The organism is Halorubrum sp. B53 (assembly GCF_059752395.1).
Genome location: NZ_MWTH01000012.1, coordinates 84,480 through 109,557, shown reverse-complemented (window position 1 = coordinate 109,557; position 25,078 = coordinate 84,480). Strand labels below are relative to the sequence as shown.

The window sequence follows — 25,078 nt, the reverse complement described above, 5'->3', positions numbered from 1 at the left end:
CTCAGGCGCCCTCGACGAGCCGTTCGAGCTGCTCCGGCGGGACCGCGCCGCGGGCGGCGTGGCCGTCGAACGCGAACGTCGGCACGCCGGTGATCCCTCGCTGTCGCGCCGCGTCGAACAGCTCCGTCACGCGTTCGCGGAGGTCCTCGTCGTCGAGTGCGGCGTCGACGACATCGGCGCCGAGCCCCTCGACGTCGCTCGCGATGTCGGCGAGCACCTCGCGGTCGCCGATGTCGCGGCCCTCCTGCCACAGCGCCGCGAACACCGCGTCGTCGAAGGCGGGCCACGCCTCGGGGGCGGTCTCCTTCACGTGCACGGAGACGAGCTGGGCGGGCAGCGAGTCGACCTCGGTCGCGATCTCCTGGGCCATGTCGACGCCGTACTGCTCCTGCAGGCGACGGACGTTCTCGCGGGCCTGCGCGTAGTAGTCGTCGCCCTTCCCGTCGTCGACCTCGTGGTCGATCGTGCCGTCCGGGTTCCGCTTGCCGGCCCGGAGGTCGAACGGGTGCCAGTCGACCGCGAGCGGCTCGTCGCGCGTCTCCTGGTACTCGGCGAGCGACCGCCGGCCGAGGTAGCAGAACGGGCAGACGTAGTCGGAGTAGACGGTGATCGACTCGGTCGCGTCGCCGGCCGAGTCGCCGTCGGCCGCGTCGTCGGAGTGCGTGTTCGACATACCTCCCGTTCGGCGGCGAGCGGCAAAGGGCGTTCGGCGGCGGCGATCGCCACGATTTAATATTACTAAGTGGTACCACTCAAGTATGACACACGCTCGCGACCCCGTTTCCCCGCCGGTCGCGCTGACGATCGCCGGCAGCGACGCCGGCGGCGGCGCGGGGGTCCAGGCCGACCTGAAGGCGATGACGGCCCACGGCGTCTTCGGGACCGCGGTCGTGACGGCCACGACGGCGCAGAACACGCGCGGCGTCGAGGACGTCCACGCCGTCCCGGCCGACCACGTGGCGAGCCAGTACGAGGCCGTGGTCGAGGACTTCGACGTCGGCGCGGTCAAGACGGGGATGCTGGCCACGGCGCCGATCGTCGAGACCGCGGCCGACCTGCTCGCCCGTCTCTCGGCCCCGGTCGTCGTCGACCCGGTGATGGTCGCCGCGACCGGCGACCGGCTGCTCTCGCCCGCCGCCGAGGACGCCTACGAGGGGCTGATCGAGGAGGCGACGCTCGTCACTCCCAACGCCGACGAGGCGGCGGTGCTAGTCGGCGAGCCGGTCGAGACGCCGGCGGACGCCGAGGCGGCCGGCCGGGAGCTCGTCGCCCGCGGCGCCGAGGCCGCTCTTATAAAAGGCGGCCACCTCGACGAGGGCGGCGAGACGGTCGTCGACACGCTCGTGGTCGGCGACGCGAAGGGGAGCGGCGGCGCGGACGGGAGCGGCGACGAACTCGGCGACTGCGACGACCCGACCGTCGTTCGCTTCGAGAATCCGCGCGTAGCGACCGACGCGACGCACGGCTCCGGCTGCGCGCTGTCGAGCGCGATCGCGGCCCGGCTGGCGCGCGGCGACCCCCTGCGCGAGGCCGTCGCACGCGCGGTGGACGAGATGGAGTCCGCGATCCGTCGCGGCTACGACGTCGGCGAGGGGCCGGGCGCGGTGAACCCGACGGCGTTCGGCGGCGACCGCTGAGGCGATCAGAGACGGGCCGCGGCCTCGATCAGAGGAACGCGAGAGGGACCATGAGCACGACGCCGAGCGCGATCCCGCCCGCGAGCACGGGCTTCCCGCCGCGGGGGAGCGCCGCGCCGGTCTCGAGCGCCTCGGGGATGAACTCGGTGGCGACGAGGTAGATCATCGCGCCGGCGGCGAACCCGAAGCCGTACGGGAGGAACTCCCGGGCGTACCGGACGAACGCGAAGGCGAGGACCGCACCGATCGGCTGCGGGAGGCTGGAGAACACCGACCACCAGACCATCTTCCACTTCGAGACGCCCATCGCCCGCAGCGGGATCGAGATCGCGGTCCCCTCGGGGACGTTGTGGATCGAGATCGCGACCGTCATGAACACCGCGAGCAGCGGGACGGTGAACCCGAACAGCGAGGTGCCGCCCGCCAGCCCGAGGTCCGCGAACGAGACGCCGACGGCGACCCCCTCGGGGAAGCTGTGGACGGTCAGCACGCCGAGGATCAACACGAGCTTCTTGAAGTCCGCCTCCTCGTACTCCCGCGGGTCGATATCGGCGTCCAGCAGCACGTCGTGCGCGACGACGACCAGGACGACGCCCGCGGCCAGGCCGATCCCGATCTCGACCGGCGTCCCCTCCGCGAGCCCCTCCCGAACGAGCCCGAACAGCGACGCGGAGAGCATGATCCCCGAGGAGAACCCCCACAGCGCCACGTTCCCGCGGTCGCTGATCGAGTCGAAGAAGAAGAACGGCAGCGCGCCGATCCCGGTCGCGAGGGCCGTGATCAGCCCGGCGACGAAGACGAACGCGAACGCGTCGAGTGCGACCATACGTTTGCAAGAAACTTCGTCAGTCCGGTACATAATCCCGCCGACGAAACCCGGAGTCCGGGAGCGGTCATCCGATACTGCGAACGAGACCGGCGAGCAGCAGGATCAGGAACAGCGCGAGGAGCAACAGCAGCACCCCGAGCTTCGTCCCGGGCGGAGGCCGGCGAGCGCACGCCCCACCGCCGCGTTTCGGTGCGGATTCCCGCAGCCGGGTCGGCGAGCTCACGCTCACACCCCGGTCGGGGCGGACGCCGCGGCGTCCGAACTGGTCGTTTCAGACCCCTTCTCCGCAGGATCCGGAACGTTCCCGTCGAACGTCGTTTCGTCTCCCGTCGGCGCGGGCTCATCGTTCGTCTTCGGCTCCTCGTCCGGCGCGGGCCCCTCGTCCGGCGCGGGCTCATCGTTCGTCTTCGGCTCCTCGTCCGGCGCGGGCTCATCGTTCGTCTTCGGCTCCCCGTCCGGCGCGGGCTCCTCGTCCGGTGCCGATTCGTTCTCGGACGGCGCGGGCTCGGTATCCGGAGCCGTGACGTTCTCGGGCGGCGCGGGCTCGGTATCCGGAGCCGTGACGTTCTCGGGCGCCGGTTCGGTTCCGTTCTCGGGCAGCGCAGTTTCGTTTTCCGGAGCCGAAACGTTCTCGGAGCTCGGGGCGGTCGCGTTGCCCGGCGGCACCGAGACGGTCTCGGGAGCCGACGCGTTCGCGTTCACCGATCTCTCCGTCGCGTTGCCCACGGGCGCTGTCGTGTTCGTCTCGTTCCCAACCGAGAGCGTCGACGTCCCGAGATCGCCGTCCGTCGACGTTTCGATCGGGGCGAACTCCTCGACCGTTTCGAACGTCGTCGTCACGGTCGCGTTCGACGTGAGCACGGCGAGCGTGAGGCCGCCGCCGAACGCGACCGCCCACACCAGCACCGCGACGGCGACGAGGCCGACGAGGCCGCGGTTCACGGCCATCAGTCCACCTCCCCCGCGCGGTCCGGCTGTGACGGTGGGGTGGTCGGCGGCGACTGAAGCTCCCCGGACCCGTCTGTCACTGTCACCGATCCCGACGGCTCGACCGGGTCAGTCGCTCCGTCGTCGCGCTCCGCTCCGCGGTCGTCATTCGCCACGTAGTCGTCATTCGCCACGTAGTCGTCATCCGCCCCGTCGTCCGCGGCATCGCCGCTCGCCGCGCGGTCGTTCGCCGTGTCGTCGTCCGCCGCCGCCTCCGCGCTCGGTCGGTTCCGGTCGAGGACGCCGCTTGCCGGCACCCACGTCGCGAGCGCGCCGAGCAGCAGCGTCGCCGCCGCGACCGCGACCGCGATGGCCGCAGCGGTGCGGAGCTGGACCGCGACGTAGGCCGTGTACGGCGCGAACGCCAGCAACACCGCCGCCGCCCCGCCGACCGCGTCGACGGAGACTCCCGGGGAACCGGTCGCGGCGGTCTCTGCGGGCGCCACGTCGGTTTCGGCGGTCTCGACGCCTGCCGCGTCGGTCCCGGCGGACGCCGCGGTGGCGGGCGCCGCGGTCGCGTCCGCGTCGACGACTCGGTCGGCCGGTGCGTCCGGCGCCTCCGAGCCCCCGTCTACCTCCTCGCGGCCGCGAACGATCGACCAGACCTCTGTGACCGCGAGCAGCCCGAACGGGAGCAACACCAGCGTGACGAACCCGGCCTGGGTCCCCGCGAACTGGATCACGTACCCGATGTACGGGATCGTCAGCGCGACCACGCCGACGAGGTTCCCGGCGGGGACGAGCCCCGGGTCCGGCCCCTCGTTCGCGTCGCCCATCGTCTCGAAGGCGAGGGTCCCGCCCTCGCCGACGACGTCGATCACGCGGTGGGTCACCGGCACCTCGCTCGTGCCGCGCATGAACGTGATCACGTCGCCGTCGACGACCGTCGTCGGGTCGCGATCGGCGACGATCACCACGTCGCCCGGCGCGATGGCGGGCGTCATGCTCGCCGTGAGTACCACGAAGCTCTCGTCGGCGCCGACGATCTCGGGCGCGGCGTACACCGCGAACGGCGCGACGAGCGCTAGCAACAGGACGATCCCGAGTACGTTCGCCGCCTTCCTGAGTCGTGGTGATGTGAGTGTGTTGTGCATCAGTTGTCCTCCGCGCCGCAGATCGGCGCGCCCGTCGTGGTCGTGCCGCCGTCGATCTCGAACTCGTCGTCGGGTCCGAACCGCATGCCGACCGCGAGCGGCTCCGAGCAGCTCACGTGAAGCGATATCGGCTCCCCGCCGTCGACCGTTATCTCGACCTCCGGGCCGAGCTTGTCGGGGCCTTTCCCCTTCCCCTGGCGCTCGACGTCGCTCCCGTCGAGGGTGAACACGTCGCCGTTAGCGACCGTTCCAGTGAACAGCGTCCCGCCGGTGCCGCCATTCGTCGAGACGACGGTGACCGACGGCTCGTCGTCGCCGCGGTAACGCATGTCGAGCGTCGCGAGCGAGGCGTTCTCGTCGTCGCAGACGACGCAGTCGACCGTCTCGTCCGGCTCGTCGGGGTCGTCGCCCGAATCGGAACAGACGAAGACGACGATGTTGCTGATCCCGTACCGATCGTCTCCATCGGGCTTCAGGGGGGCGAACAGGATCTCGCCCGTCTCCGCGGAGATCGGGTCGATCTCGTAGCGTTCGGTCCCCTGCCCGCCCTTGATCTCGACGGTGCACACGTCCGGTCCGGGGTTTCCGTCGGGGCCGCGGAGGACGAACGCGGCGCCGACCGCCTCGCCGTCGTCTTTCGTCTCGACCTCGGTGATCTCAATCTCATGTGCGGCCACGCCCTCAGGGAGTTCGGTCAGCGGAAGGACGTCGCCCGGCGCAAGTGTCGCCTCGATGTCGTCCGCCTTGCCGAACTTGACGCACGCGGGGCAGTCGTCGCCCGGCTCCTCACAGACCCGGTCGGCGAAGGGGTTCGACCCCGCCGCGTCCGCCTCGGAGACGTGGCGGCACTGCTCGGCGTACAGCCGGAACGAGAGTGAACTGTTTTGTCCAGACAGCGAATCTGGCGCGTCGACGGGGAGCTCCGCGAAGACCTCGACCTCGATCGAGCTTTCGGGATCGAGACAGCCGATGTCGATCCGTTCGCCGTCGACGAGTCCGGCAGCGACCGTGGCGAACGGGCGGAACCCGCCCGTGATCGAACTCCCGTCCACGCGGACGTCGACTTCGAGGGCGTCCGAAAGGTCGTCGTTGACCGTGGGACACTTCGCCGCGAGCCAGACCCTGGCGGGGTTCGTCCGAACTTCGATATTGAACGAGTCGAAGGCCCTCTTGTCCGGGCCGCGTCCAATTCCCGACACGTCGACCGCGAAGGCCCCGTCGGAGACCGTTTCGTTCACGACCAGCTCGACGGAGCCGGCGCCGAAGACGTTGTCCGGGAACGTCTCGCGGTCCGAGAGGTACGCGCCGGTCCCGAGGCCGCTCGCCATCCCGACGGCGCCGACGCCGCCGATGCTCGCGAGGAGCCGGCGCCGGCTCAGGCGGCTCGGGCGCCGTCCCGCGTCGTTTCCGGGGGTCATGCGCTCCCTCCGGCGGCGTCGCCGCCCGTCAGGACGTTCTCCTCAAAGGGGTTCGCCTCGTCGTCGCAGTCGACCGCGGCGAACTCCACGCGGAAGTCGACCGCGCCGCCCTGTCCGGCGTTGCCGCCATCGCCGAGAAACTCCCACTCGAAGGTCAGACAGCGCTGCTCGCCGGGCCCGAGGCAGCCGTCGCCGAGAATCCCCGGACGCAGTTCGACCCCGTCCGCGAGCGCTGACCCGTCGATCTCCGCGAGCGTTCCGGCGTCGATCTGCTCGCCGACGGCCGCAAACTCGCTTTCGGCGCCGCCGCAGCTGCCGATTCCGAATATCCCGGTATCGTGCCGGATGTCGAGTCTGATGCGCTCCGCGAGGGCGGCGCTCGCCGCGTCGGCGGTTTCGAGGTGCGGATCGATCTTCAGCCACACGCGGGCGGTGTCCTCGGGGTCTTCCAGCCGGAGCCCGACGCTCGCCGTTCCGTAGTCGTGCGGTAGCGCGTTTTCGACGTCGAATAGCCGGATCCCGGCCGCTTCGACGTCGTCTTCGGCGTCGGTCGGGCTCGAATCGACGACCGTCCCGTTCTCCGTGCGCCGCCACCCGACGAGCAGATTCAACGGCGTGTCCGTCTGGGCGTACGTGTACGCCGAGTACTCGTCCCAGTTGTCCGTTCCCGTCCGCCGTCCGGAGGCGGCTCCGAGGGTCGCGAAGCCGACGGCTCCGACGCCCGCGAGTGCCTCCCGCCGCGTGAGTCCCGATTCTTTTTGTGTCATTGTGCGTGTGTGCGGCTCCGAACGGCCGTTTCGTCGATGCGCTTCCTCTCGTCTATACCCCCGTACGCCGACTGCGCTGGTATGTATGCGCGCCCTACCCGGGCGGACCGACGCCCGTACCTGTGCGGTACGGGCCGCATACCGGTCAGATCGCATCGAAGCGAACGGCGGTCGTTTGTCCCGGCCGCGATCGGATCAGGCCGACTGGGGTCCCGCCCCGTCGTTGTGGCGCGCCTGCTCGGTGTAGAAGCCGAGGTCGAAGCCGAGCGTGTCGCCCTGGACCTCGTTGCCCACGTCGAACGGCAGTTCCCATTCGAGCGCGACGCAGTGCATCACGCCGTCGCCCGCGAACGGCTCGCGATTTGCGTCGGCGGGGTCGTCGTCGAACTCGTCGTACGGCGTCGACCGGTTCCCGTCGAGCGGAATCCCGTCGCCGTCCTCGAGCGCGTCGAGCACGTCCGCGAGCGAGCCGTCCATGATGATCTTCTCCTGTCCGGTCTGCGCCGCAAGGTTCCCGAACACCGAGGGGATGTTGAGCGGATCGCTGACGTCGTTGAAGAACGTCGGGTCGCCGCCCGACCCGCCGGCCGGACCCGCCATCGCCTGGAGCGTGCTCGCGCTGCCGTCGACGTTGATCGTGTACACGTTGGTCGCGGGGTTCGGCGACGCCGCGCGGGCGTCGTCGGCCGCGTCCACGGGGTCGGAGAACTGGGTGCTGCCGGTCCCGTTGAACGACTCCCCGTCCGAGAGGACGATGTTCCGGTACTCGACGCCGCCGCGGCCGTTCGCGTCGAGCTCGGCCTGCGCGTCGTTGATCCCCTCGCCGATGTAGGTGCCCGTCGCGATGCCGCTCGCGTTCGAGAACGGGTCCGCGTTGCTGTCGTCGATGTTGGGGTCGTTGTTCGTTCCGCTGACGACGTTCGCGAGCTTCTTCCGGAGCCCGTCGAGCGCGCCGTCGACGAGCGAGAGGTCGCTCGTCAGCGGCTGGAGGAGTCCCGTTCGGGGCTCGGTGTCGCCGCTCCCCTCGCCGTCGAAGTACGCGACGCCGACCTGAACGTCGGACCCCTGCGACTGGAGGTAGCTGACGAACTGGCGGGTGCCGAGCTCGACGAGGTCGATCTTCGTCGTCTCGCCGTGGGTGGTCCCGCCGACCGTGATGTCGTCGTCGTTGACGACGCCGCCGTACTGCTCGTACAGCATCGAGCCGGAGAAGTCCAGCGTCAGCATGATGTCGACCGGCTCCGCGCCGTCGTACACGTTGTCGCAGTCCTCGTCGTACCAGAGCGTCGCCTGGATGGCGTCGCCGAGGTCGCCGAGGTTATCGGGGTCGACGAGCAGCTCGGGCTCGGTGCCTGCGCCGCCGTCGTCGCTGACGTTGCCCGCCTGCATCCAGATGTAGCCGGGGTTGTCACAGAGGTGCAGCGAGAAGGTGATCTCGCCGGAGTCGCCGGGCTTCACGTCGGTGAGCTGAACGAGCGTGTCCATCTCCTCGCCCGTGACCGGATCCGTCCCGAAGTCCGCCTCCGATAGCGGCGGGATGTTGTCGCAGGTCAGCACCGGGAGGTTCGCGCCGTTGCTGTCATCGTCGTCCTCGTCCGGGAAGTCGCTGTACGTGACCACGTCGCCGTCGATCTCGACGGACTGCTCGCCGTCGCCGTCGTGGTCGGGGTGCGCGCTGACGAACTGGCGGCCCTCGCCGAAGTCGTACGTCTGCTGCCAGTCGACCAAGAGGTCGAGCTGGCCGGCGGTGAGCGTGTTGCCGTCGAACGACTCGGTGTCGTTGAAGTACGCCGTGGTGCCTAAGCCCGCGCCCGCCGACGCCAGCCCGACCGCGCCGAGGCCGGCCAGGACGGTCCGCCGCGAGAGTCCGATGGTGTCGATGTTGTCTTTGTCGTTCATGAGTGTAATTCCCCGTAGGGAAGTCCCACCGACGGAGTCGAACCGTCGTCCCGGCCGCCCGCGCGGGTCCGGAATGGGAGAGCGATCACGCCGCCCGAAGCGGCGGGGTCGTCAGCGCGTCAGGGGCTGAACTCGATCGCGTTCGTGCTGTTGTAGAAGTCCGGGCCCAACGAGGGGTCGACGTTGACCTCCGCGATGGGTCCCTCGCCGCCGGTGCTGCCGTACCCGAGCAGCCGGAACGTCGAGTTGATGTCGCTGTTCGGGATCCCGAACACGATCGTGTTCCCGACCTTCGCCGCCGAGAAGCCGGCCGGAAGCGCTTCGGTCGCGCCGTAGCTCCCGCCGTTGTTCGGCTGGTATCCGAACGGCGCGTCCGGGAACCCGGCGCTCGGCTGCCAGATGAGCTGCCAGTCGTGGGTGCCGTCCGCATCCGCGTCGACCGCCACGGGGAGATTCGTGCTGGAGTAGTCCGCGATGTCGAGGAAGTCCACCCCGTCGCCGTCGTCGGCGAACGCGAAGCTCAGGACGGTCTGGTTCTGGCCGACCGAGACGCTGGTGTAAACGTTCCCGTCGGTGGGGTTACCCAGGGTCTGGCCCTTCCAGTCGTTGTCGTACGCCGTGACGACAGTCTCGTCGACGCAGGGGTTGTGCGCCCCGTCGTTGTGGCGAGCCTGGACCGCGTAGAACTCGAAGTCGAAGGCGACCGAGTCCGTCTGGATCTCGTTTTCGACGCTCGTCGGGACGACCCACTCGAAACAAACGCACTGTTCGGCGATGTTCGGTTCTCCATCGACGAACGGCTCGGTGACGCCCTCGAACGCGGGGCGGTCGGCGAGCGACGCGCCCGCGTCGCCGTCGCCGGAGAGCGGAATGCCGGCTTGGAGCGCGAGCATCACGTTCGCCAGCGAGTCGGAGATGATCTCCTCGCCGATGACGGTCTCGCCTTCCACGTCAGTGCAGTACGAGACGGTCACCTGCATCGCGTCGGCGAGCTCGCCCTCGTCGGGCGTGTCGTCCACGTCCATCTCGGGCTCAGACTGCCCGTTCTCCGCGTTCTCGGTCAGCTCGCCACACATCCACATGTACGCGGGGTTGTCGACGATCGAGAAGCAGAACTCGCCCTCGCCGGAGTCACCAGGCTTCAGGTCGGAGACCTGGATGCTGAGCGGCTCACCCGTCGAACCCTGGCCATCGATCCCGACGACGTTCCCGTCGACGTACGTTCCCGGCTCCGTGGAGTACTGCGCGTAGCTGCCCTGATCCTCAGAGTAGTCGACGTGGACGAACAAGTCGAGCGAGCCCGCCGTCAGCTCGTTGTTCACGAACGTCTCGGTGTCGTTGAAGTATGCCGTCGTCCCGAGGCCCGCGCCCGCGGAGGCCACGCCGACCGCACCGAGTCCGACCAGCATCTTACGCCGCGATAGTCCGATTGTGTCGTCGTTCATTATGTATCATCCCCGTTTGGGGGAACTCCCGACGGCGGTCGCGAACCGCCGCGTCGGCCGCCCGAAGGCGCCGAGCCGGGAACCGGACGTGTCTCGTCGTCCGGGGCCGCGTTGCTCCGAGGAGCTAGTTCTGACCGCTCACGTTGCCGGTACCGTTGGGTGCGGGACCGGGGCTGGTGCTGTTCACGTCGGTTCCGTTGAACGCCACCTGCGGATTATCGTTGTGCCGCGACTGCTCGGCGTAGACGGCGAGATCGAAGCTCACGGAGTCGGTCTGGATCTCGTTGCCGACCTCCGCCGGGAGCGTCCACTCGAAGCCGATGCACTGGGTGGTCGCGCCGGGGTAGGGCTGCCGACCCTCCTCCTGGCGGTTGCCGTCGAGCGCCTCGCCGTCGGCCAGTTCCGCGAAGACCTCGCTCATCGTGCCCGAGAGGATCTTCAGTTCGCCCGCGAGGACGATCTGCGCGATTTCGGCGTAGACGGTGTCGAGGTCGGCCGGGTCGGGCGCGACGAAGGCATCGTCTGGCGAACTCGCGAGGCTCTGGAGCAGCGAGGTGTTCGCGCTCCCGAGGGCGATCGTGAAGATGCGGATGCCCGCGTTCTTCGCGGCGTCCGCCGCGGCGTTCGCGGCGCTGGCGCTGGAGTTCCCGTCGCTCAACAGGATCATCACCTTCGAGGCGCCGGGGGTGGCGTTGCTCCCGTTGAGGAGCTCGTCCGCACCAACGTCGATACCTAGGTCGATGCTCGTGCCGCCACCGTCACTGTAGGCGTTGATGGCGTCCTTGACGGCCTGGTAGTTCGTGGTCAGCTCCTGGTCGAGCGACGCGGAGCTGTTGAACGAGATCGCGGCGGCCTCGTCCGGGGCAGAGAGGTTGTCGACGAACCCGTTCGCGGCGGCCTGGAGGTCGTCGATCGAACCGCTCATCGAGCCGGAGACGTCGCTGACGAGCGCGACTTCCAGCTCCTGCTGCTGGCCCGTACCGGTGGGCTCGTACACGTTGTCGCAGTCCTCGTCGTACCAGACGCAGACCTCGATGGCGTCGGCGAGCTCGCCGATGCCGTCTGTGTCCTCGCCCTCGGCTGCCAGTTCGGGCTCGGACTGACCGTTCTCCGCGTTCTCGGTCAGCTCGCCCGCGAGGTAGAGGTACGCGGGGTTGTCACAGATGTGAATGCTGATCGTGACCTCGCCGGAGTCGCCGGGCTTCACGTCGTCAAGCGTGAAGATCGGGATCCCGTCGCCGTTGACGAGGAACTCGTCCGCCTCGGGCGAACAGAAGTCGAACTCCTCTCCCGTAACAAGGTCCTCCCATGCCTGCATGTCCGCAGGGCTGGGCGCCTGATCGAGCAGGTACCGCCCGTCACCGAGGTCCTCGGCGTCCGGGTAGCCCATGTCGACGACGTCGTCCAGACGGCCGGGACCGCCGAGGTACGTCGACTTGTAGTCCAGCTTCAGGTCGAGCTCGCCCGCGGTGAGCGTGTTGCCCTGGAACGACTCGGTGTCGTTGAAGTACGCCGTGGTACCGAGTCCCGCGCCCGCGGACGCGACGCCGACGGCGCCGAGGCCCGCGAGCACTTTGCGCCGCGAGAGTCCGATTGTGTCGTTTGTGTCTTGGCTCATGGTTTCTCCCCCGACCCGCGTCCCGTCCGCGCTGGGCTGACCGAATCGGTTACTCTCTCCTCCGAGGGATACCCACCTAGTTACGCGCAGCCACGTCACCGTGGAACGGAGGCTTCGATTCGGTAGAACGGACGGTGCCGACGGTCAAAGGCCGCCTTCGACCGGCGGTCCGGCGTCCCTACTCCGGGCGAGATCGGCGGCAGGAACCCCGTACTTCGAACGCGGGGGGCGGTACGGGATCCGTGCCGCATCGAAGATGAGATCGGGGGCGATCCGAACCGAACGACGGGGTCCACGGGGACGCGTGCTATCGGTTTCGAAGAGCCGAATCTCGGGATAAGGTACCACGAAACACGGTCCGAACAGGGGTAGCGAGCGCATACATATCCCCTCGAAGGAAGATGTAGCGTCAACGACCGATCTCCGTGCCGCGCGGAGCGTCGGACCCCCACCCATGAAACTCAGAACCGACGTCCTTCCGGCGGAGCAGGTGTATTCCATCCTCGCGAACGAGCGCCGTCGGCGCGCCCTCGAGCAGCTCGGGAGCGTCGGCGGCGTGGTGACGGTCCACGAGCTCTCCGAACTGGTGGCGGGCCGCGAGACAGGCGAGAACCCGCCGCCGAAGCGCTGTCGCGAGAGCGTGTACACCTCGCTCGTCCAGACGCACCTGCCGAAGCTGGAAGCGGTCGGCGTGGTCGAGTACGACCGGGAGACGCAGACGATCGAGCTGTCGCGGCACGCGCGGGACGTGTCCCTGTACACCGAGATCGTCGCCACGGGCGGGGTGACGTGGTCGGAACTGTACCGCGCGCTCGGCATCGCGTCGCTGACGGTCCTGCTCGCGATCCTGCTCGAAGCCCCGGTCGCCTCCGTGATCGACCCGGTCCTCTGGACGAGCCTCTCGCTCGGCGCGTTCGCCCTCACGGGCGCGTACCAGCTGTGGGTCAACCGCTTCTCCGTGCTCCGGCAGTTCCGGATCGGACGCAGCGGCCTGCTGTCGCGGCCCCGAAGCTGAGACGAACGACGAATTCTGCGACTTGCCGATTCTATATATAAACAGACGAACGCTGCGGTCGGCGCGCGCCGGCGAGCGGCCGCCCTCGGCGGTCGCGAGTCGCACGCGCGAGGGAGTCGGTGGTCCGGAGCAACGCGGAGGACCACCGACGAGGCTGGGGAGGTGAGAGGTGCGGTGCTGTGTGGGTGGGGCTCAAAGGGGCAGCCGTGAGGGGCGCGGAGGCGAAGCCAAGCACCGCAAGGAGGGAGCGAAGCGACTGACTGAGGAGCGCAGCGAGCGTGCGCGCCCCTCACGGCTGGGGCTTTGGAGGTGTTCACCGCCGATCCGCCGTCAACCGTTTATAAATGAGCGGCTGGGGCTTTGGAGGTGTTCACCGCCGATCCGCCGTCAACCGTTTATAAATGAGCGGCTGGAACTTCGGCAGAATCCACCACGAAACAATCGGTCACAACGTGTTATTCGGCCGCGAGCGACGGCGGCAGGTCCAGCTCGAACAGCCGCGCGTTGCAGGCGGTACACCGGCCCGCGACCACGTCGTAGCTCGTACAGCAGGACTCGACGACGCGCTCCTCGAGGCTCACCGGACCCTCGCAGGCGGGGCACTCCTCGACGAACAGTCGGAGCGCACCGAGCACGCCGCTCCGCGCCGCGAGCGGGAGAGCCGTCCAGTCGTCGACGCGGTCAGATAACGCGCGGTCGGCGGCGACGTCGGCGAGGAACGCGGCGCGGGACTCCCAGTGACCGATGCGCTCGCCGTCGGCGGACGCGAAGGCGGTCCCGCCGCGCCAGTCGAGCGAGAGCGAGTCGCCGTCGACGCCGGTGAGCGTCGCGAGCGCCGCCACGTCGGCAGCGATGCCGGCGTCGTCGTTGGCGGTCATCGGGGCGTCGGCGGCGGTCACCGAGATGTCGGCGCCGGCGGTCACCGAGGCGTCCGCGGCGTCGGCAACGCTCGCGTCGAGGCGCATCTCGTCGAGGGCGTCGTTCCACGCGGACGCGAACCACGGCGCGAACGAGAGGTCGGCCCCGTCGGGCGTCTCGACGAGGACGTCCGCCGACAGCAGGTACGACTCCGCGTCGACGTCGGCGGGCGGCGCGGCGGCGCGGCCCTTCCCGAACAGCCGCAGCACGCGGTCGGGGAGGTAGCGCTTCGTGAGTTCCGGCGTGCCGGGGACGAGGTAGCCGCGCAGCCAGATCGCCGCGAGGGAGACGGCGAGGGCGAGCGCGGCCAGTTCGATCGCGGCAACGACGGCGATCGCGGCGGCGGCAGCGACCGCGATCGCGACGTTGACCGCGGTGCAGGGAAGACAGCGGTTCTCACCGGTGTACTCCGGGCGACGAAGCCGGTCGAGCCGACCGAGACGAGTGTCGTGTGAGGTCGTCATACCCCCCGAGAGGCGCCGGTCGGTCGTATGTATGGACGCCATACCGCCTCGCGCGGCGGCGATTACGGCGCGAAGGAGCTCGGAGACCCGTGAGGGATGGAGCACCCGACGCCGCCAGCCGTGGCCGCGAACAGCCTCGTCTAAGCTCTAGAATAATACATAACTATCAAACATACGGCGGTGAGACGGTTATTAACCGATCAAAATTCATATTTTATACTACCGGGAAAATAATAGAAAGTGATATGTTGTCCGGTGCCAATCTGTATGGATAGTCTATCTACCCGCGCTATGTCATCCCAAACCAAATGTCACCCCAACTCAGCATTCAGAAGGAAACGGCGTCGAGCGGGGAAGACGGCCCCTCGCGCGACGAGGTGTTCACCGCACTGAGCAACCGCCGCCGGCGAAACGTGATCACGTACCTGAAAGAGAACGGCGACGACGCTCGCGTCAGGGACATCGCCGAGCAGCTGGCCGCGTGGGAGAACGACCGCGAGATCAACGAAGTGACGTACAAACAGCGGAAGCGCGTCTACACGGCCCTCCATCAGTCGCACCTGCCGAAGCTGGCCGACAGCGGCTTCATCGAGTACGAGCCCGACAGGGGGATCGTCTCGCTGACCGAGGAGAGCCGCAAGCTCGAGGTGTACCTCGAGGTCGTCTCCGAAAACGAGATCCTGTGGAGCGAGTACTACGTGGGGCTTGCGGTCGTCTGCGGGCTGCTCGGCGGGGCCGCGGCGATCGGAACCGCCCCATTTGCGAGCGTCTCCGGGTACACGTACGCGATCCTCTTCGCGGTGCTCTTCGCCGTCTCCGGTGTGATACACCGGACGGTGACGCGTCGGAACCGGGTCGGGTAGCGTCGTCGCTCGGCTCGACACCCGTAGGGTTTTAGCCGCCCACGGCGGGAGTACGGGTATATGGCAACGGGGATCGTCGGGGAGTTCCTCGATCTCAAGGCGGAGACGGACGCGGACGTCCTCGCGATGCAGTGCGGCGACTTCTACGAGTTCTTCGCGGACGACGCGGAGCTGGTCGCCGACGAGCTCGACCTGACGGTGTCACAGAAGTCCTCGCACGGCTCGTCGTACCCGATGGCGGGCGTGCCGCTCTCGGAGCTGACCCCGTACGTGAAGGCGCTCGTCGAGCGCGGCTACCGGGTCGCCGTCGCCGACCAGTACGAGACGGACGACGGGCACGCCCGGGAAATTACGCGGGTCGTCACGCCCGGCACCCTGCTGGAGACCGCCGACGACGACGCGCGGTACCTCGCGGCGGTCGTTCGCGAGGACGACGAGCGAGCGGCGGGCGCGCCGGCGACCGGCGGCGCGTCGGCGACCGAGAACGACGACGCCGGTGGCCCCTACGGCCTCGCTCTCGCGGACGTCACCACCGGGCGGTTCCTCGTCACCGAGGTCGACGACGAGAGCGACCTCCGGGCGGAGCTGTACCGGTTCGACCCAGCCGAGGTGCTCCCGGGCCCCCGCGTCCGCAACGACGACCGGCTGCTCGGCGCGGTCCGCGAGGACCTCTCCGGGTCGGTCTCCCTCTTCGACGCGGAGGCGTTCGCGCCGGGGCGGGCGACGCACACCGTGCGCGAGCAGTTCGGGCGGGAGACCGCCGACAGCGTCGGTATCGACTCCGATCTCGCGCTGCGCGCGGCCGGCGCGGTGCTCGGCTACGTCGAGGAGACGGGCGCCGGCGTGCTCGCGTCGATGACCCGGCTCACGGCGTACGGCGACGGCGACCACGTCGACGTCGACGCGACGACCCAGCGTAACCTCGAGCTCACCGAGACGATGCGCGGCGAGGGCGAGGGGTCGCTGTTCGAGACGGTCGACCACACCGTCACCGCGGCCGGCGGGCGGCTCCTCCGGGAGTGGCTCACGCGACCGCGCCGGGACCGGGCGCGGCTCGACCGGCGGCTCGACGCGGTCGAGGCGCTGGCGTCGGCGGCGCTCGCGCGCGACCGCCTGCGCGAGACGCTCGGAGACGCGTACGACCTCGAACGGCTCGCCGCGCGGGCGACGAGCGGGAGCGCGGGCGCACGCGAACTCCTCTCGGTGCGCGACACCCTCGCGCTGGTGCCGGCGATGGTCGACGCCGTCGAGGGAAGCGAGCTCGCCGAGTCGCCGGTCGCCGAGGTGCTGGAGGGCCTCGACCGCGAGCGCGCCCGCGCTCTCCACGGCGAGCTCGCCGACGCGCTCGCGGACGACCCGCCGAAGGCGAAGACGCAGGGCGGGCTGCTCCGAAAGGGGTACGACGACGAGCTCGACGAGCTGATCGCGAGCCACGAAGAGGCGACGGAGTGGCTCGACACGCTCGCGGAGCGGGAGAAGCGCCAGTACGGGCTCAGCCACGTCACGGTCGACCGCAACAAGACGGACGGCTACTACATCCAGGTCGGCAAGTCCGTCGCCGACCAGGTGCCCGAGCACTACCGCGAGATCAAGACGCTGAAGAACTCCAAGCGGTTCGTCACCGACGAGCTGGCGGAGCGGGAACGGGATGTGCTCCGCTTGGAGGAGGCCCGCGGCGAGCTGGAGTACGAGCTGTTCGAGGAGTTACGCGAGCGGGTCGCCGACGACGCCGAACTGCTCCAGGACGTCGGGCGGGTCGTCGCCGAGGTCGACGCCCTCGCGTCGCTGGCGACCCACGCCGCCGGCAACGACTGGACCCGTCCCGAGCTGACCGACGAGCGCCGGCTCGACATCGAGGCCGGTCGGCATCCGGTGGTCGAGCGAACCACGGACTTCGTGCCGAACGACCTCCGGCTCGACGCGGAGCGCGGCTTCCTCATCGTCACCGGGCCGAACATGAGCGGGAAGTCGACGTACATGCGGCAGGCCGCGCTGATCCAGCTGCTCGCGCAGGCGGGGTCGTTCGTCCCCGCGCGGGCGGCCACGGTCGGCCTCGTCGACGGGATCTACACCCGCGTCGGCGCGCTCGACGAGCTCGCGCAGGGGCGCTCGACGTTCATGGTCGAGATGCAGGAGCTGTCGAACATCCTCCACTCGGCGACCGCGGACTCGCTCGTCATCCTCGACGAGGTGGGTCGGGGTACCGCCACCTACGACGGGATCTCCATCGCGTGGGCCGCGACCGAGTACCTCCACAACGAGGTGCGCGCGCGGACCCTCTTCGCCACGCACTACCACGAGCTGACGGCGCTCGCCGACCACCTCCCCCGGGTCGCCAACGTCCACGTCGCCGTCGACGAGCGCGACGGCGAGGTGACGTTCCTCCGGACGGTCCGCGACGGGCCGACGAACCGGTCGTACGGGGTCCACGTCGCCGACCTCGCCGGCGTCCCGGAGCCGGTGGTTGGGCGGGCCGACGAGGTGCTCGACCGGCTCCGAGAGGAGAAGGCGATCGAGGCGAAGGGGTCGCGGGGCGGAGGCAAGGGGAGCGAGAGCGACGCGGGGGACGGAACAGGGAGCGGCGAGGGGACGAAGCAGGTCGTCTTCGACCTCTCGTCTGGGTCGTTCGCGGGCGACGGCGACGACGGCGGAGCCGCCGAGTCGGACGCGCCCGATCCCGCGGGAGGGCGCAACGGGACGGGTCCGGAGTCGGCCTCGGGCGGTTCGGGAGGGGTCGCCGAGTCGACCGAGCGCGCGGAGACCGCGGAAGCAGACCGGCTCGGCCCCGAGACCCGCGCCGTCGTCGAGGAGCTGACCGACGTCGACGTCGCGGCGACCGCGCCGGTCGAGCTGCTCGCGCGGGTACAGGAGTGGCAGGATCGGCTCGACGGGGAGGACCGGCTCGACGGGAACGGCTGACGACCGGCCCGGCGGTGCGTCTGACGTAAGAACTAATGTCCGACCGCGGCGTGTGGTGTGTATGGGCATCATGAGCAAGATCCTCGGCGGGGGCGGCAACCGCTCCGTCGACGACTACGTCGAGCTCGACCTCGACGACTTCGCCGAGGCGCATGCGGACGCGGGGATGCAGGTACACATCGCTGAGATCGGCGACCAGAGCGACGTCATCCCGATCAAAGACGCCGTCTACGACGGCGACTTCGTCATCGCCGACATCACCCGCCACTCAACGTCGGACCGCACGGTCGAACACATCATCGACGAGCTGCGACAGGTCGCCCAGGAGGTCGACGGCGACATCGTCCAGAAGGGCGACGACCAGATCGTGATCACGCCGACGGGCGTCTCGGTCGCCCGAGAGAAGCTCTAACGCGGACGCGTCTCGTTTTCGCGACTCTCTCCGGGGGAGCCGCGCCCGGCTGCCGCGACGGTCGGTACGAGGCCGGACGGCGACCGCCGGAGCGTGGCCGAACCGTGTGTTATATGCCCGTCTCCCGCCCACGTACGACCGAATGGACGAGCCGGTCCTGCTAACGGGCGCCGGCGGACGGGTGGGGCAGGCCATCCTCCGCGGCATCGGCGACGACTACGACTGGCGGCTCCTCGACAGGGAGCCGCTCCCGGCAGCGAAGGTGCCCGACGGGGTCACCGACGCCGACCGGTACGTCGCGGACATCACCGACGAGCGGGCGGTCCGAGAGGCGATGGCGGACGTCGGCGCCGTCATCCACCTCGCCGGCGACCCGCGGAAGACGGCGCCGTGGGACTCGGTGCTCCGCAACAACATCGACGGGACGCAGGTCGTCATGCGCGCCGCCGTCGACGCGGGCGTCGACAAGTTCGCGTTCGCCTCCTCGAACCACGCCGTCGGCGGCTACGAGACGGACGACCGGACGCCCGACCTCTACCGCACCGACGACGACTACCGGCTGGACGGGACCGAGCTCCCCCGCCCCGGGAACCTCTACGGCGTCTCGAAGGCGACCGGCGAGGCGCTCGGACGCCTCTACCACGACGAGCACGGGATGAGCGTCGTCTGCGTCCGCATCGGGAACCTCACGAAGGACCACCCGCCCCGGGAGTACGAGCGCGGGCAGGCGATGTGGCTCTCGCACCGCGACTGCGCGCACCTGTTCGACCGGTGTCTGCAGGCGGAGTACGGCTACGAGATCGTCTACGGCATCTCGGACAACGACCGGCGCTACTACTCCATCGAGCGCGCTCGCGAAGCGCTCGGCTACGACCCCGCCGACAACTCGGCGAACTACACCTTCGAGGGCGAACCGAAGGAGGACGCTGCGGAGGACGACCGCGACGGGGACGGCGACCCCACCGTCGCCGAGGATCCGCCCGCGGAACCGAACTTCCCGTCGGACCCCGACACGCCGACCGACGGCGCGTGACCGCGTCCGGCGCCGCTATTTAAAAGAGGTCGTCGACGTCGCGTCGCTTCCGCTCCGCCAAGTCCACGTGGTCCGCGAGCCGCGCGGCCACCTGCGGGCGGGCGTCCGGCTCGCGGAGGAACGCGAAGAGCAGCTCCGCGAACCGCGTCCGGCCGGTGCCGCGCTCCTCGCGCGCGAGCGCCGCGGCCGTCTCGAACGTCGCCTCGTCGCCGTGGTCGACCGCTTCGGCGAGCGCGGGGGCCGCGAGCAGCGCCGCCGCGAGGTCCAGATCGGCGAACTCCGGCGTCGCGCCCTCGACGCGGATCGCCGGCGGCTCGGCGCGCTCGACCGTCTCGGGGTCGCCCGCGAGCCGTCGGCACCACTCCCGGACGGCGGCGACGTCGACGCCGCGGGCGGGGTCGGCTGCGCCGCGGTCTTCGCTCTCGTCGGCGCCGCGGACTCCTCCCTCGTCGGCATCGCGGTCCTCTCCCTTGTCGGCATCGTGGTCCTCTCCCTCGTCAAGACCGCCGAGATACCGGACGGCGTTGCTCGCGCAGCCGGTCGCGCCGGACCAGTTGCCCTCGGTCGCGTGGTGGGTGGCGGCCGACGCCGCGATCAGCCCGTGGAGCAGGCGCTCGTCGTCGCCCTCGTCGAGGGGAAGCCACGCCGCCTCCCACGGGTCGTGGGCCGCGAGCACGTGACCCTCGTTGAACAGGGCGGCGCCGGCGGCGACGGCCGCGGGAACGGGCGGAGCGTCCCCGGCGTCGACTCCCCCGGCGTCGGCGCGAGGATCCGAGTCGCGATCGGTCATACCCGGCCGTCGGCGGCGGCGATATAAAAAGGCCGAGACACGTCGACGCCCGCGCCTCGGCGCGCGAAGACAGAGAGTGCTATTTAAAACAGAGCGGAGCGGCCGCGGGGGCGGAGGGAACGCGTCAGCGGGGAGTTCGTCGGCGGAGGAAACGCGTCAGCGGTGATCTCGCCGACGGGAGCGGTCGCGGCGGCGACCGGCGCGGATCAGCGGTCGCTGGCGGCGGTCGAGTCGCCGCCGGGGACCGGCAGCGTCCGGTCGACGGCGCTCGGGTACCGGCGCTGGATCGCCGCGCCGGCGACGGCGCCGACGACCAGGGCCAGCGCGAGCGCGGCCGCCACCGGGAAGGAGGCGACCGCGACGAGCGCGACGGGGAACGCCGCGAAGACGGCCATCACGCGCGGCGACGGGAGGGGCGCGGTCGGGTCGGGACCCGCGTGCGGGTCGGGGTGGACGGTGCGTCTGGAGGGGGGTCGGTCTCGTCTCATGGTCGGATGGGGTGGATGGCGCGAGGGCCTCGCGCCGCGGTCGGTGGCTGTTCGTCGGTCGGGGACCGTGTCGCGTCCGTCGCGGTCCGATCGTCGCCCGCGATCGGTCATCGGTCGCCGTCGGTCGCCGCCCGCTTTCGCGGACGGGCCTCCGACACCCCGACGACGTCGGTGAGGTCGGCGACCTCGGCGTCCGGCGCGAGCCGAACCGAGGCGTCGACCTTGACCGCGAGGTCGTTGAGGCGGGGGCGGAGGTCGACGACGTCGACGTCGGTCACGTCGACGCCGTCGCGACCGTCGAGCTTCGATCGGACGCCGGCGCGGAGGTCGCCCGCGGCGTCGCGGGGGACCGCCACCCGGAGCGCGACGTCGGTCGCGCGGTGGCAGGGTGGGGCTGCCATACGGACCCGGGAGGGAGTCGATTCCTCACCCCGAGGCTCTGCCGCTTGAGCTACCGGGTCTAGGTGAAACGACTGGAGCGGCGGGGGACGGAGAGAAGGCGGCGCTCGCCTCGGCGGGCGGGGCCGACCGCCCCCGCGTCGGGGTCACGCGGCGACGGCGTCGAGGCGAGCGACGACCGGTCCGCGGATCCCCTTCTCGACGCTCCAAAGGGGGGCGAACGTCGGAGTGGGGTCGCGGTCGGTCATGGTGGGGCGCCCGGCGGGGGGAGTCCGCTCGGGCTATTCCCACGCAGAGGAGGAACCGAGTTAATAGTTACCCGTGTGTGCTGATCAATAGCGTGATTTTCCGCGGGAGAGATATTTCTCACAATCATTCGTGAGAGAGGATCCGGTCGGCGGGACCGGGCGTTCCCACCAGTACACTAAGGAGGACGGTGGACGTATGGGCGGTAGACGTGTCTAGCCTGTTGCCGGTCATCGCGGCGATCCTCGTGTCGGGACTCGTCGTCCAGCTCGTCGCTCACCGCTTGAAGGTGCCGAGCGTCATCTTCTATCTCCTCATCGGCGTCGTGCTCGGACCGGAGGTGTTGGGGCTCGTGACCCTCGAGACGTTCGGGAACGGGCTCGAGATCATCGTCGGGATCAGCGTCGCGATCATCGTCTTCGAGGGGGCGTTCGCCTTACAGATCGACCGGATCCGCGGCGCGTCCACGGTGTCGCTCCGGCTGGTGACGGTCAGCGCCCTCGTGATGTTCCTCGGGACGGCGGCCGCGGTCCGGTTCTTCGAGGGGGCGAACTGGGAGATCGCGCTGCTGATCGGGGCGCTGCTCGTGGCGACCGGCCCGACCGTGATCACGCCGATACTCAACGTGGTCCGCGTCAGGGACCACGTCGCGACCGCGCTGGAGACCGAGGGGATCGTCAACGACGTGACGGCCGCGATCGTCGCCGTGGTGATCTTCGAGACGCTGCTGCTCGACGACCTCGGAGTGCCGGCGACCCTCTTCTCGTTCGTCAAGCGGCTCGGCGTCGGGGTGCTCGCGGGGATACTCGCGGCCGTGGTGATCTACCTCCTGTTGGACAGCGACCTCGTCCCCGAGCGCGACGTGCAGGCGTCGCAGTTCCTCGTGTTGGCGGCGGCGGTCGGGGCGTTCGCGGCCGCCGAGGCCGTCGCCGCCGAGGCGGGCATCGCGGCGGCCGCGACGAGCGGCATCCTGCTCGGGAACCTCGACATCGACCACAGAGAGGAGATCGAGCGGTTCGCGGAGAACACGACGCTCGTCGTCCTCTCGTTCGTCTTCATCTCGCTGGCCGCGCTGATCGACGTCGAGGCGATCGCGGCGCTCGGCGTCGGCGCGGTCGGGCTCGTGCTCGTGATCATGCTCGTGCTCCGACCGCTCGGGGCGCTGATCGCGACGTTCGGCGTCGAACGGTTCACCCGGCCGGAACGGCTCTTCCTCGCGAGCGTGGGCCCGCGCGGGATCATCCCGGCGAGCGTGGCCACGCTGTTCGCCATCGAGCTCGAGCTCGCGGGGAACGTGGCGGCGGGCGAACTGCTCGTCGGGACGGTGTTCGCCGTCATCTTCGCGACGGTCGCGATCGAGGCCGGGCTCGCGCGGCAGATCGGCGACGCCCTCGGAGTGTCACCAATGCGCACGATAATCATCGGCGGCGGTCGGGTCGGCCGGGCGCTCGCCACACGACTGGAGAGACGGGGAGAGTACGTCGTCATCGTCGAGAACGACGACGAAGAGGCCGAGCGAGCGCGCTCGGACGGGTTCACCGTGTACGAGGGCGACGGCAGCGACACGGCGGACCTGCGCGGCGCGGGCGTCGAGGACGCCAAGCGAGTGATCACGGTGACCGGCGACGACGACATCAATCTCCTCGCGTGCCAGTTGGCGATCACGAAGTTCGACGTGGAGTCGGTGTACTCGCGGGTGAACGAGCCCGACAACGTCGACGCCTTCGACAGTATCGGCGTGAAGGGGATCGACTCGCCGACGGCGACCGCGGTGGCCATCGACGACGAGATCGAGCGGCCGGCGATCACCCACTGGATGAGCGAACTCGGAGACAGCCACGACGTACAGGAGGTCGAGGTGACCTCAGAGAATCTCGCCGGCAAGAGCATCCGCGACCTCAACGCGCAGATCCCCGACGGCACCTTCGTCGCCGTCGTCAGCCGCGACGGCGAGAATCACGTCCCGTCGGCGGACAGCGTGCTGGAGTACGGCGACCACGTCACCTTCATCGGCGACACGGACGCCGTCAGGAAGGCGATGGACCGGTTCCACCCGCACGATTAAGACGTTGTCTCGGTCAGCGACCGAGAGGCACCGTCCGTTCGCGGAGCGAGGGCAAAGAGCGTCCGACCGGCGCTCGGTTGTTTATAAATATTTTCCAACGAGGGATCGTTACTCGACCTCTTGGCCCGTTAGTAAATGGTCGGTGACTGGACGGTGAACACCTCCAAACCCCAGTCGCGAGGATAGCGCACGCTCGCTGCGCTCCTCAGTCAGTCGCTTCGCTCCCTCCTTGCGGTGCTTGTGTCGTCATCAGAACGCGTTGCGTTCTGATCGGCTCACGAGAGCAAAGCTCTCGTGAACGCCTGCGCTATCCTCGCGGCTGCCCCTTTGAGTCCCACCCGCGCCGCAACCGCAGCCTCACGCCTCCCCAGCCTCGCGGCTCCCTACGGTCGCCGCGTCCCTCGCGCGTGCTCCTCACGCCCTGTTGGGCGTTCGGAGGCACGCGCCACAGCTCGTTTAAATTGCGAACGAGCGTGCAGCGCGAAACCCACGCACGGCTCGCGATGCTCGCCGTTTGGTGCATCCGAAAACGTCCTGACGGAGTCCCACGCGAGCGAAGCGAGCGTGGGGCAAGTCAGGACGCGGAGCGCCTGCGAGAAGTGAGCGTCCTGACGGAGTCCTGCGCGAGGGAACCGAGCGTGGGGCACGTCAGGACCGAACGCCGCGGCTGTCGAACGAAGTGAGACAGCCGCAAAGTGAGCGTCCTGACGGAGATTTGAACTCCGGTCCCTGGCTCCGCAAGCCAAGAGGATAGTCCACTACCCTACCAGGACTCAAATGAACGTACCGCGGTTGAACTTAAGACGGTTACGGTCCGTGAGTCCCGTGGCGGAAGGTCGCATGCGACGTGACCCGGCCGGCGTGACCGCGCGGGGATTGCACACCTTTTGTATCGAGGAGACCGATGAACGGGTATGACGGAACCCCGATCCGCGACAGCGACGCCGCGGGCCCGACGTGCGACGACGCCCCGGAACGGACCGGCGGCGCGCACGAATCCGGGCGCGAGACCCCCGCAAGGACAACGCTTATCCGCGGACTCGACAACTCAGGAGGTACGCGTATGGGAGTGATAGAGGACGTCTACGAGGATCTCGACACCGACGTCGAGTTCGAGGAGTTCGAGGCAGCCGTCGAGGACAAGGTCGAGCAGATGGGCGGGCTCGCCGACGAGGAGACGGCCGCGATGCTGATCGCCCACGAGCTGCGCGACGAGGAGGCCGACACCATCGCCGACATCGAGCCGGGGATGAACGACGTGAAGTTCCTGGGGAAGGTGACCTCCATCGGCGAGATCAAGACGTTCGAGCGCGACGAGGAGGACGCCGAGGAGGGCCGCGTCTGCAACGTCGACGTCGCGGACGCCTCCGGCTCCGTCCGCGTCGCGCTGTGGGACGAGATGGCCGCGGCGGCCGAGGAGCAGCTGGAGGTCGGCCAGGTGCTCCGCGTTATGGGCCGCCCGAAGGAGGGGTACAGCGGGCTTGAAGTGAGCGCCGACAAGGTCGAGCCCGACGAGGACGCCGAGGTCGACGTGCAGGTGCTCGACACCTACCGCGTCGAGGACCTCTCGCTCGGCGCCTCCGACGTCGACCTCGTCGGGCAGGTGCTCGACACCGACTCGATCCGCACGTTCGACCGCGACGACGGCAGCGAGGGGCGCGTGGCCAACCTCACCGTCGGCGACGAGACGGGTCGGGTGCGCGTCACGCTGTGGGACGACAAGGCCGACCTCGCCGAGGAGTTCGAGGCCGGCGAGGTCGTCGAGGTGGGGG

At 69.5% G+C, this 25,078-nt stretch carries 21 protein-coding genes and 1 tRNA gene; 8 read left to right on the top strand and 14 right to left on the bottom strand.

The genetic code is table 11. The features are described from left to right. Nucleotide 1: 1 nt before the first annotated feature. Nucleotides 2-673 (bottom strand): DsbA family oxidoreductase, encoded by a 672-nt coding sequence (locus B4V06_RS09810; RefSeq protein WP_498169515.1) that lies wholly within the window; start codon nucleotides 671-673, stop codon nucleotides 2-4. An 85-nt stretch (nucleotides 674-758) separates the two neighbouring features. Here B4V06_RS09810 and thiD point away from each other — a divergent pair, with 85 nt between their 5' ends. After that, nucleotides 759-1,637, top strand: a complete 879-nt coding sequence (gene thiD / locus B4V06_RS09805; protein WP_498169513.1) for a bifunctional hydroxymethylpyrimidine kinase/phosphomethylpyrimidine kinase — start codon at nucleotides 759-761, stop codon at nucleotides 1,635-1,637. A gap of 28 nt (nucleotides 1,638-1,665) precedes the next feature. Here thiD and B4V06_RS09800 read toward each other — a convergent pair whose 3' ends face one another. The 8 genes from B4V06_RS09800 to B4V06_RS09765 all read right to left on the bottom strand — a co-directional run bounded on the left by B4V06_RS09800 (nucleotide 1,666) and on the right by B4V06_RS09765 (nucleotide 11,694). After that, nucleotides 1,666-2,463, bottom strand: a complete 798-nt coding sequence (locus B4V06_RS09800; protein ID WP_498169511.1) for a ZIP family metal transporter — start codon at nucleotides 2,461-2,463, stop codon at nucleotides 1,666-1,668. Nucleotides 2,464-2,691: 228 nt separating this feature from the next. Continuing rightward, the gene (locus B4V06_RS09795) at nucleotides 2,692-3,414 is read right to left on the bottom strand and encodes a hypothetical protein (RefSeq protein ID WP_498169508.1); all 723 of its coding nucleotides are present in this window, start codon (nucleotides 3,412-3,414) and stop codon (nucleotides 2,692-2,694) included. Beyond that, nucleotides 3,414-4,547 carry a signal peptidase I gene (locus tag B4V06_RS09790; protein ID WP_498169505.1) on the bottom strand — a complete coding sequence of 378 codons (1,134 nt, stop codon included), beginning with the start codon at nucleotides 4,545-4,547 and terminating at the stop codon, nucleotides 3,414-3,416. The genes B4V06_RS09795 and B4V06_RS09790 overlap by 1 nt, the downstream gene beginning before the upstream one ends. After that, nucleotides 4,547-5,965, bottom strand: coding sequence for a DUF7467 domain-containing protein (locus B4V06_RS09785; protein ID WP_498169502.1), 1,419 nt, complete (start codon nucleotides 5,963-5,965; stop codon nucleotides 4,547-4,549). The genes B4V06_RS09790 and B4V06_RS09785 overlap by 1 nt, the downstream gene beginning before the upstream one ends. Next, entirely contained in the window at nucleotides 5,962-6,732 is a 771-nt protein-coding gene (locus B4V06_RS09780) for a hypothetical protein (protein ID WP_123113684.1), read from the bottom strand. Before B4V06_RS09780 ends, B4V06_RS09785 begins: the two co-directional genes overlap by 4 nt. 195 nt (nucleotides 6,733-6,927) lie before the next feature. Beyond that, complete coding sequence (locus B4V06_RS09775) at nucleotides 6,928-8,631, bottom strand: SipW-dependent-type signal peptide-containing protein (RefSeq protein ID WP_123113683.1); 1,704 nt, start codon at nucleotides 8,629-8,631, stop codon at nucleotides 6,928-6,930. A 119-nt stretch (nucleotides 8,632-8,750) separates the two neighbouring features. Further along, nucleotides 8,751-10,076: a SipW-dependent-type signal peptide-containing protein gene (locus B4V06_RS09770; RefSeq protein ID WP_123113682.1), complete on the bottom strand. Its 1,326-nt coding sequence runs from the start codon at nucleotides 10,074-10,076 to the stop codon at nucleotides 8,751-8,753. 124 nt (nucleotides 10,077-10,200) lie between these two features. Beyond that, entirely contained in the window at nucleotides 10,201-11,694 is a 1,494-nt protein-coding gene (locus B4V06_RS09765) for a vWA domain-containing protein (protein ID WP_123113681.1), read from the bottom strand. 454 nt (nucleotides 11,695-12,148) lie between these two features. Between B4V06_RS09765 and B4V06_RS09760 the strand changes: the two genes are divergently transcribed. Next, entirely contained in the window at nucleotides 12,149-12,709 is a 561-nt protein-coding gene (locus B4V06_RS09760) for a DUF7344 domain-containing protein (protein WP_123113680.1), read from the top strand. A 455-nt stretch (nucleotides 12,710-13,164) separates the two neighbouring features. Here the strand turns inward: B4V06_RS09760 and B4V06_RS09755 are convergent, their stop codons facing one another. Then, nucleotides 13,165-14,091: a DUF8054 domain-containing protein gene (locus B4V06_RS09755; RefSeq protein ID WP_123113679.1), complete on the bottom strand. Its 927-nt coding sequence runs from the start codon at nucleotides 14,089-14,091 to the stop codon at nucleotides 13,165-13,167. 308 nt (nucleotides 14,092-14,399) lie between these two features. Between B4V06_RS09755 and B4V06_RS09750 the strand changes: the two genes are divergently transcribed. The 4 genes from B4V06_RS09750 (at nucleotide 14,400) to azf (ending at nucleotide 19,318) form a co-directional block, all read left to right on the top strand. Then, on the top strand, nucleotides 14,400-14,954 hold the full coding sequence (locus B4V06_RS09750) for a DUF7344 domain-containing protein (protein WP_123113678.1): 555 nt from the start codon (nucleotides 14,400-14,402) through the stop codon (nucleotides 14,952-14,954). Nucleotides 14,955-15,014: 60 nt separating this feature from the next. After that, complete coding sequence (mutS, locus tag B4V06_RS09745) at nucleotides 15,015-17,873, top strand: DNA mismatch repair protein MutS (RefSeq protein WP_498169497.1); 2,859 nt, start codon at nucleotides 15,015-15,017, stop codon at nucleotides 17,871-17,873. Nucleotides 17,874-17,934: 61 nt separating this feature from the next. Next, nucleotides 17,935-18,285 (top strand): cell division protein SepF, encoded by a 351-nt coding sequence (locus B4V06_RS09740; protein ID WP_123113676.1) that lies wholly within the window; start codon nucleotides 17,935-17,937, stop codon nucleotides 18,283-18,285. Nucleotides 18,286-18,427: 142 nt separating this feature from the next. Then, nucleotides 18,428-19,318: an NAD-dependent glucose-6-phosphate dehydrogenase Azf gene (azf, locus tag B4V06_RS09735; protein ID WP_498169493.1), complete on the top strand. Its 891-nt coding sequence runs from the start codon at nucleotides 18,428-18,430 to the stop codon at nucleotides 19,316-19,318. 19 nt (nucleotides 19,319-19,337) lie between these two features. On the opposite strand, the gene B4V06_RS09730 is transcribed toward azf, so the two are convergent. The 3 genes from B4V06_RS09730 to B4V06_RS09720 all read right to left on the bottom strand — a co-directional run bounded on the left by B4V06_RS09730 (nucleotide 19,338) and on the right by B4V06_RS09720 (nucleotide 20,997). Beyond that, a complete protein-coding gene (locus B4V06_RS09730) occupies nucleotides 19,338-20,108 on the bottom strand; it encodes a DUF309 domain-containing protein (protein WP_498169491.1) in 771 nt (256 codons plus the stop codon). Between the two features lie 206 nt (nucleotides 20,109-20,314). Next, nucleotides 20,315-20,596: a hypothetical protein gene (locus B4V06_RS09725; RefSeq protein ID WP_498169490.1), complete on the bottom strand. Its 282-nt coding sequence runs from the start codon at nucleotides 20,594-20,596 to the stop codon at nucleotides 20,315-20,317. Nucleotides 20,597-20,703: 107 nt separating this feature from the next. Then, nucleotides 20,704-20,997 (bottom strand): hypothetical protein, encoded by a 294-nt coding sequence (locus B4V06_RS09720; protein WP_498169488.1) that lies wholly within the window; start codon nucleotides 20,995-20,997, stop codon nucleotides 20,704-20,706. A 467-nt stretch (nucleotides 20,998-21,464) separates the two neighbouring features. Here B4V06_RS09720 and B4V06_RS09715 point away from each other — a divergent pair, with 467 nt between their 5' ends. Beyond that, nucleotides 21,465-23,306 (top strand): cation:proton antiporter domain-containing protein, encoded by a 1,842-nt coding sequence (locus tag B4V06_RS09715; protein WP_498170058.1) that lies wholly within the window; start codon nucleotides 21,465-21,467, stop codon nucleotides 23,304-23,306. Between the two features lie 700 nt (nucleotides 23,307-24,006). Here the strand turns inward: B4V06_RS09715 and B4V06_RS09710 are convergent. Next, nucleotides 24,007-24,079 (bottom strand) — tRNA-Arg (locus B4V06_RS09710). Between the two features lie 290 nt (nucleotides 24,080-24,369). Between B4V06_RS09710 and B4V06_RS09705 the strand changes: the two genes are divergently transcribed. Further along, the coding region (locus tag B4V06_RS09705) for an OB-fold nucleic acid binding domain-containing protein (RefSeq protein WP_498169485.1) at nucleotides 24,370-25,078 on the top strand (709 nt) is incomplete at its 3' end.

Coding starts and splice junctions, on each gene's coding strand:
- B4V06_RS09795 (WP_498169508.1), bottom strand. CDS start 3,414: ATGGCCGTGAACCGCGGCCTCGTCGGCCTCGTCGCCGTCGCGGTGCTG.
- B4V06_RS09750 (WP_123113678.1), top strand. CDS start 14,400: ATGTCACCCCAACTCAGCATTCAGAAGGAAACGGCGTCGAGCGGGGAA.
- B4V06_RS09765 (WP_123113681.1), bottom strand. CDS start 11,694: ATGAGCCAAGACACAAACGACACAATCGGACTCTCGCGGCGCAAAGTG.
- azf (WP_498169493.1), top strand. CDS start 18,428: ATGGACGAGCCGGTCCTGCTAACGGGCGCCGGCGGACGGGTGGGGCAG.
- B4V06_RS09760 (WP_123113680.1), top strand. CDS start 12,149: ATGAAACTCAGAACCGACGTCCTTCCGGCGGAGCAGGTGTATTCCATC.
- B4V06_RS09755 (WP_123113679.1), bottom strand. CDS start 14,091: ATGACGACCTCACACGACACTCGTCTCGGTCGGCTCGACCGGCTTCGT.
- B4V06_RS09810 (WP_498169515.1), bottom strand. CDS start 673: ATGTCGAACACGCACTCCGACGACGCGGCCGACGGCGACTCGGCCGGC.
- thiD (WP_498169513.1), top strand. CDS start 759: ATGACACACGCTCGCGACCCCGTTTCCCCGCCGGTCGCGCTGACGATC.
- B4V06_RS09720 (WP_498169488.1), bottom strand. CDS start 20,997: ATGGCAGCCCCACCCTGCCACCGCGCGACCGACGTCGCGCTCCGGGTG.
- B4V06_RS09730 (WP_498169491.1), bottom strand. CDS start 20,108: ATGACCGATCGCGACTCGGATCCTCGCGCCGACGCCGGGGGAGTCGAC.
- B4V06_RS09725 (WP_498169490.1), bottom strand. CDS start 20,596: ATGAGACGAGACCGACCCCCCTCCAGACGCACCGTCCACCCCGACCCG.
- B4V06_RS09780 (WP_123113684.1), bottom strand. CDS start 6,732: ATGACACAAAAAGAATCGGGACTCACGCGGCGGGAGGCACTCGCGGGC.
- B4V06_RS09790 (WP_498169505.1), bottom strand. CDS start 4,547: ATGCACAACACACTCACATCACCACGACTCAGGAAGGCGGCGAACGTA.
- B4V06_RS09800 (WP_498169511.1), bottom strand. CDS start 2,463: ATGGTCGCACTCGACGCGTTCGCGTTCGTCTTCGTCGCCGGGCTGATC.
- B4V06_RS09770 (WP_123113682.1), bottom strand. CDS start 10,076: ATGAACGACGACACAATCGGACTATCGCGGCGTAAGATGCTGGTCGGA.
- B4V06_RS09740 (WP_123113676.1), top strand. CDS start 17,935: ATGGGCATCATGAGCAAGATCCTCGGCGGGGGCGGCAACCGCTCCGTC.
- B4V06_RS09775 (WP_123113683.1), bottom strand. CDS start 8,631: ATGAACGACAAAGACAACATCGACACCATCGGACTCTCGCGGCGGACC.
- B4V06_RS09785 (WP_498169502.1), bottom strand. CDS start 5,965: ATGACCCCCGGAAACGACGCGGGACGGCGCCCGAGCCGCCTGAGCCGG.
- mutS (WP_498169497.1), top strand. CDS start 15,015: ATGGCAACGGGGATCGTCGGGGAGTTCCTCGATCTCAAGGCGGAGACG.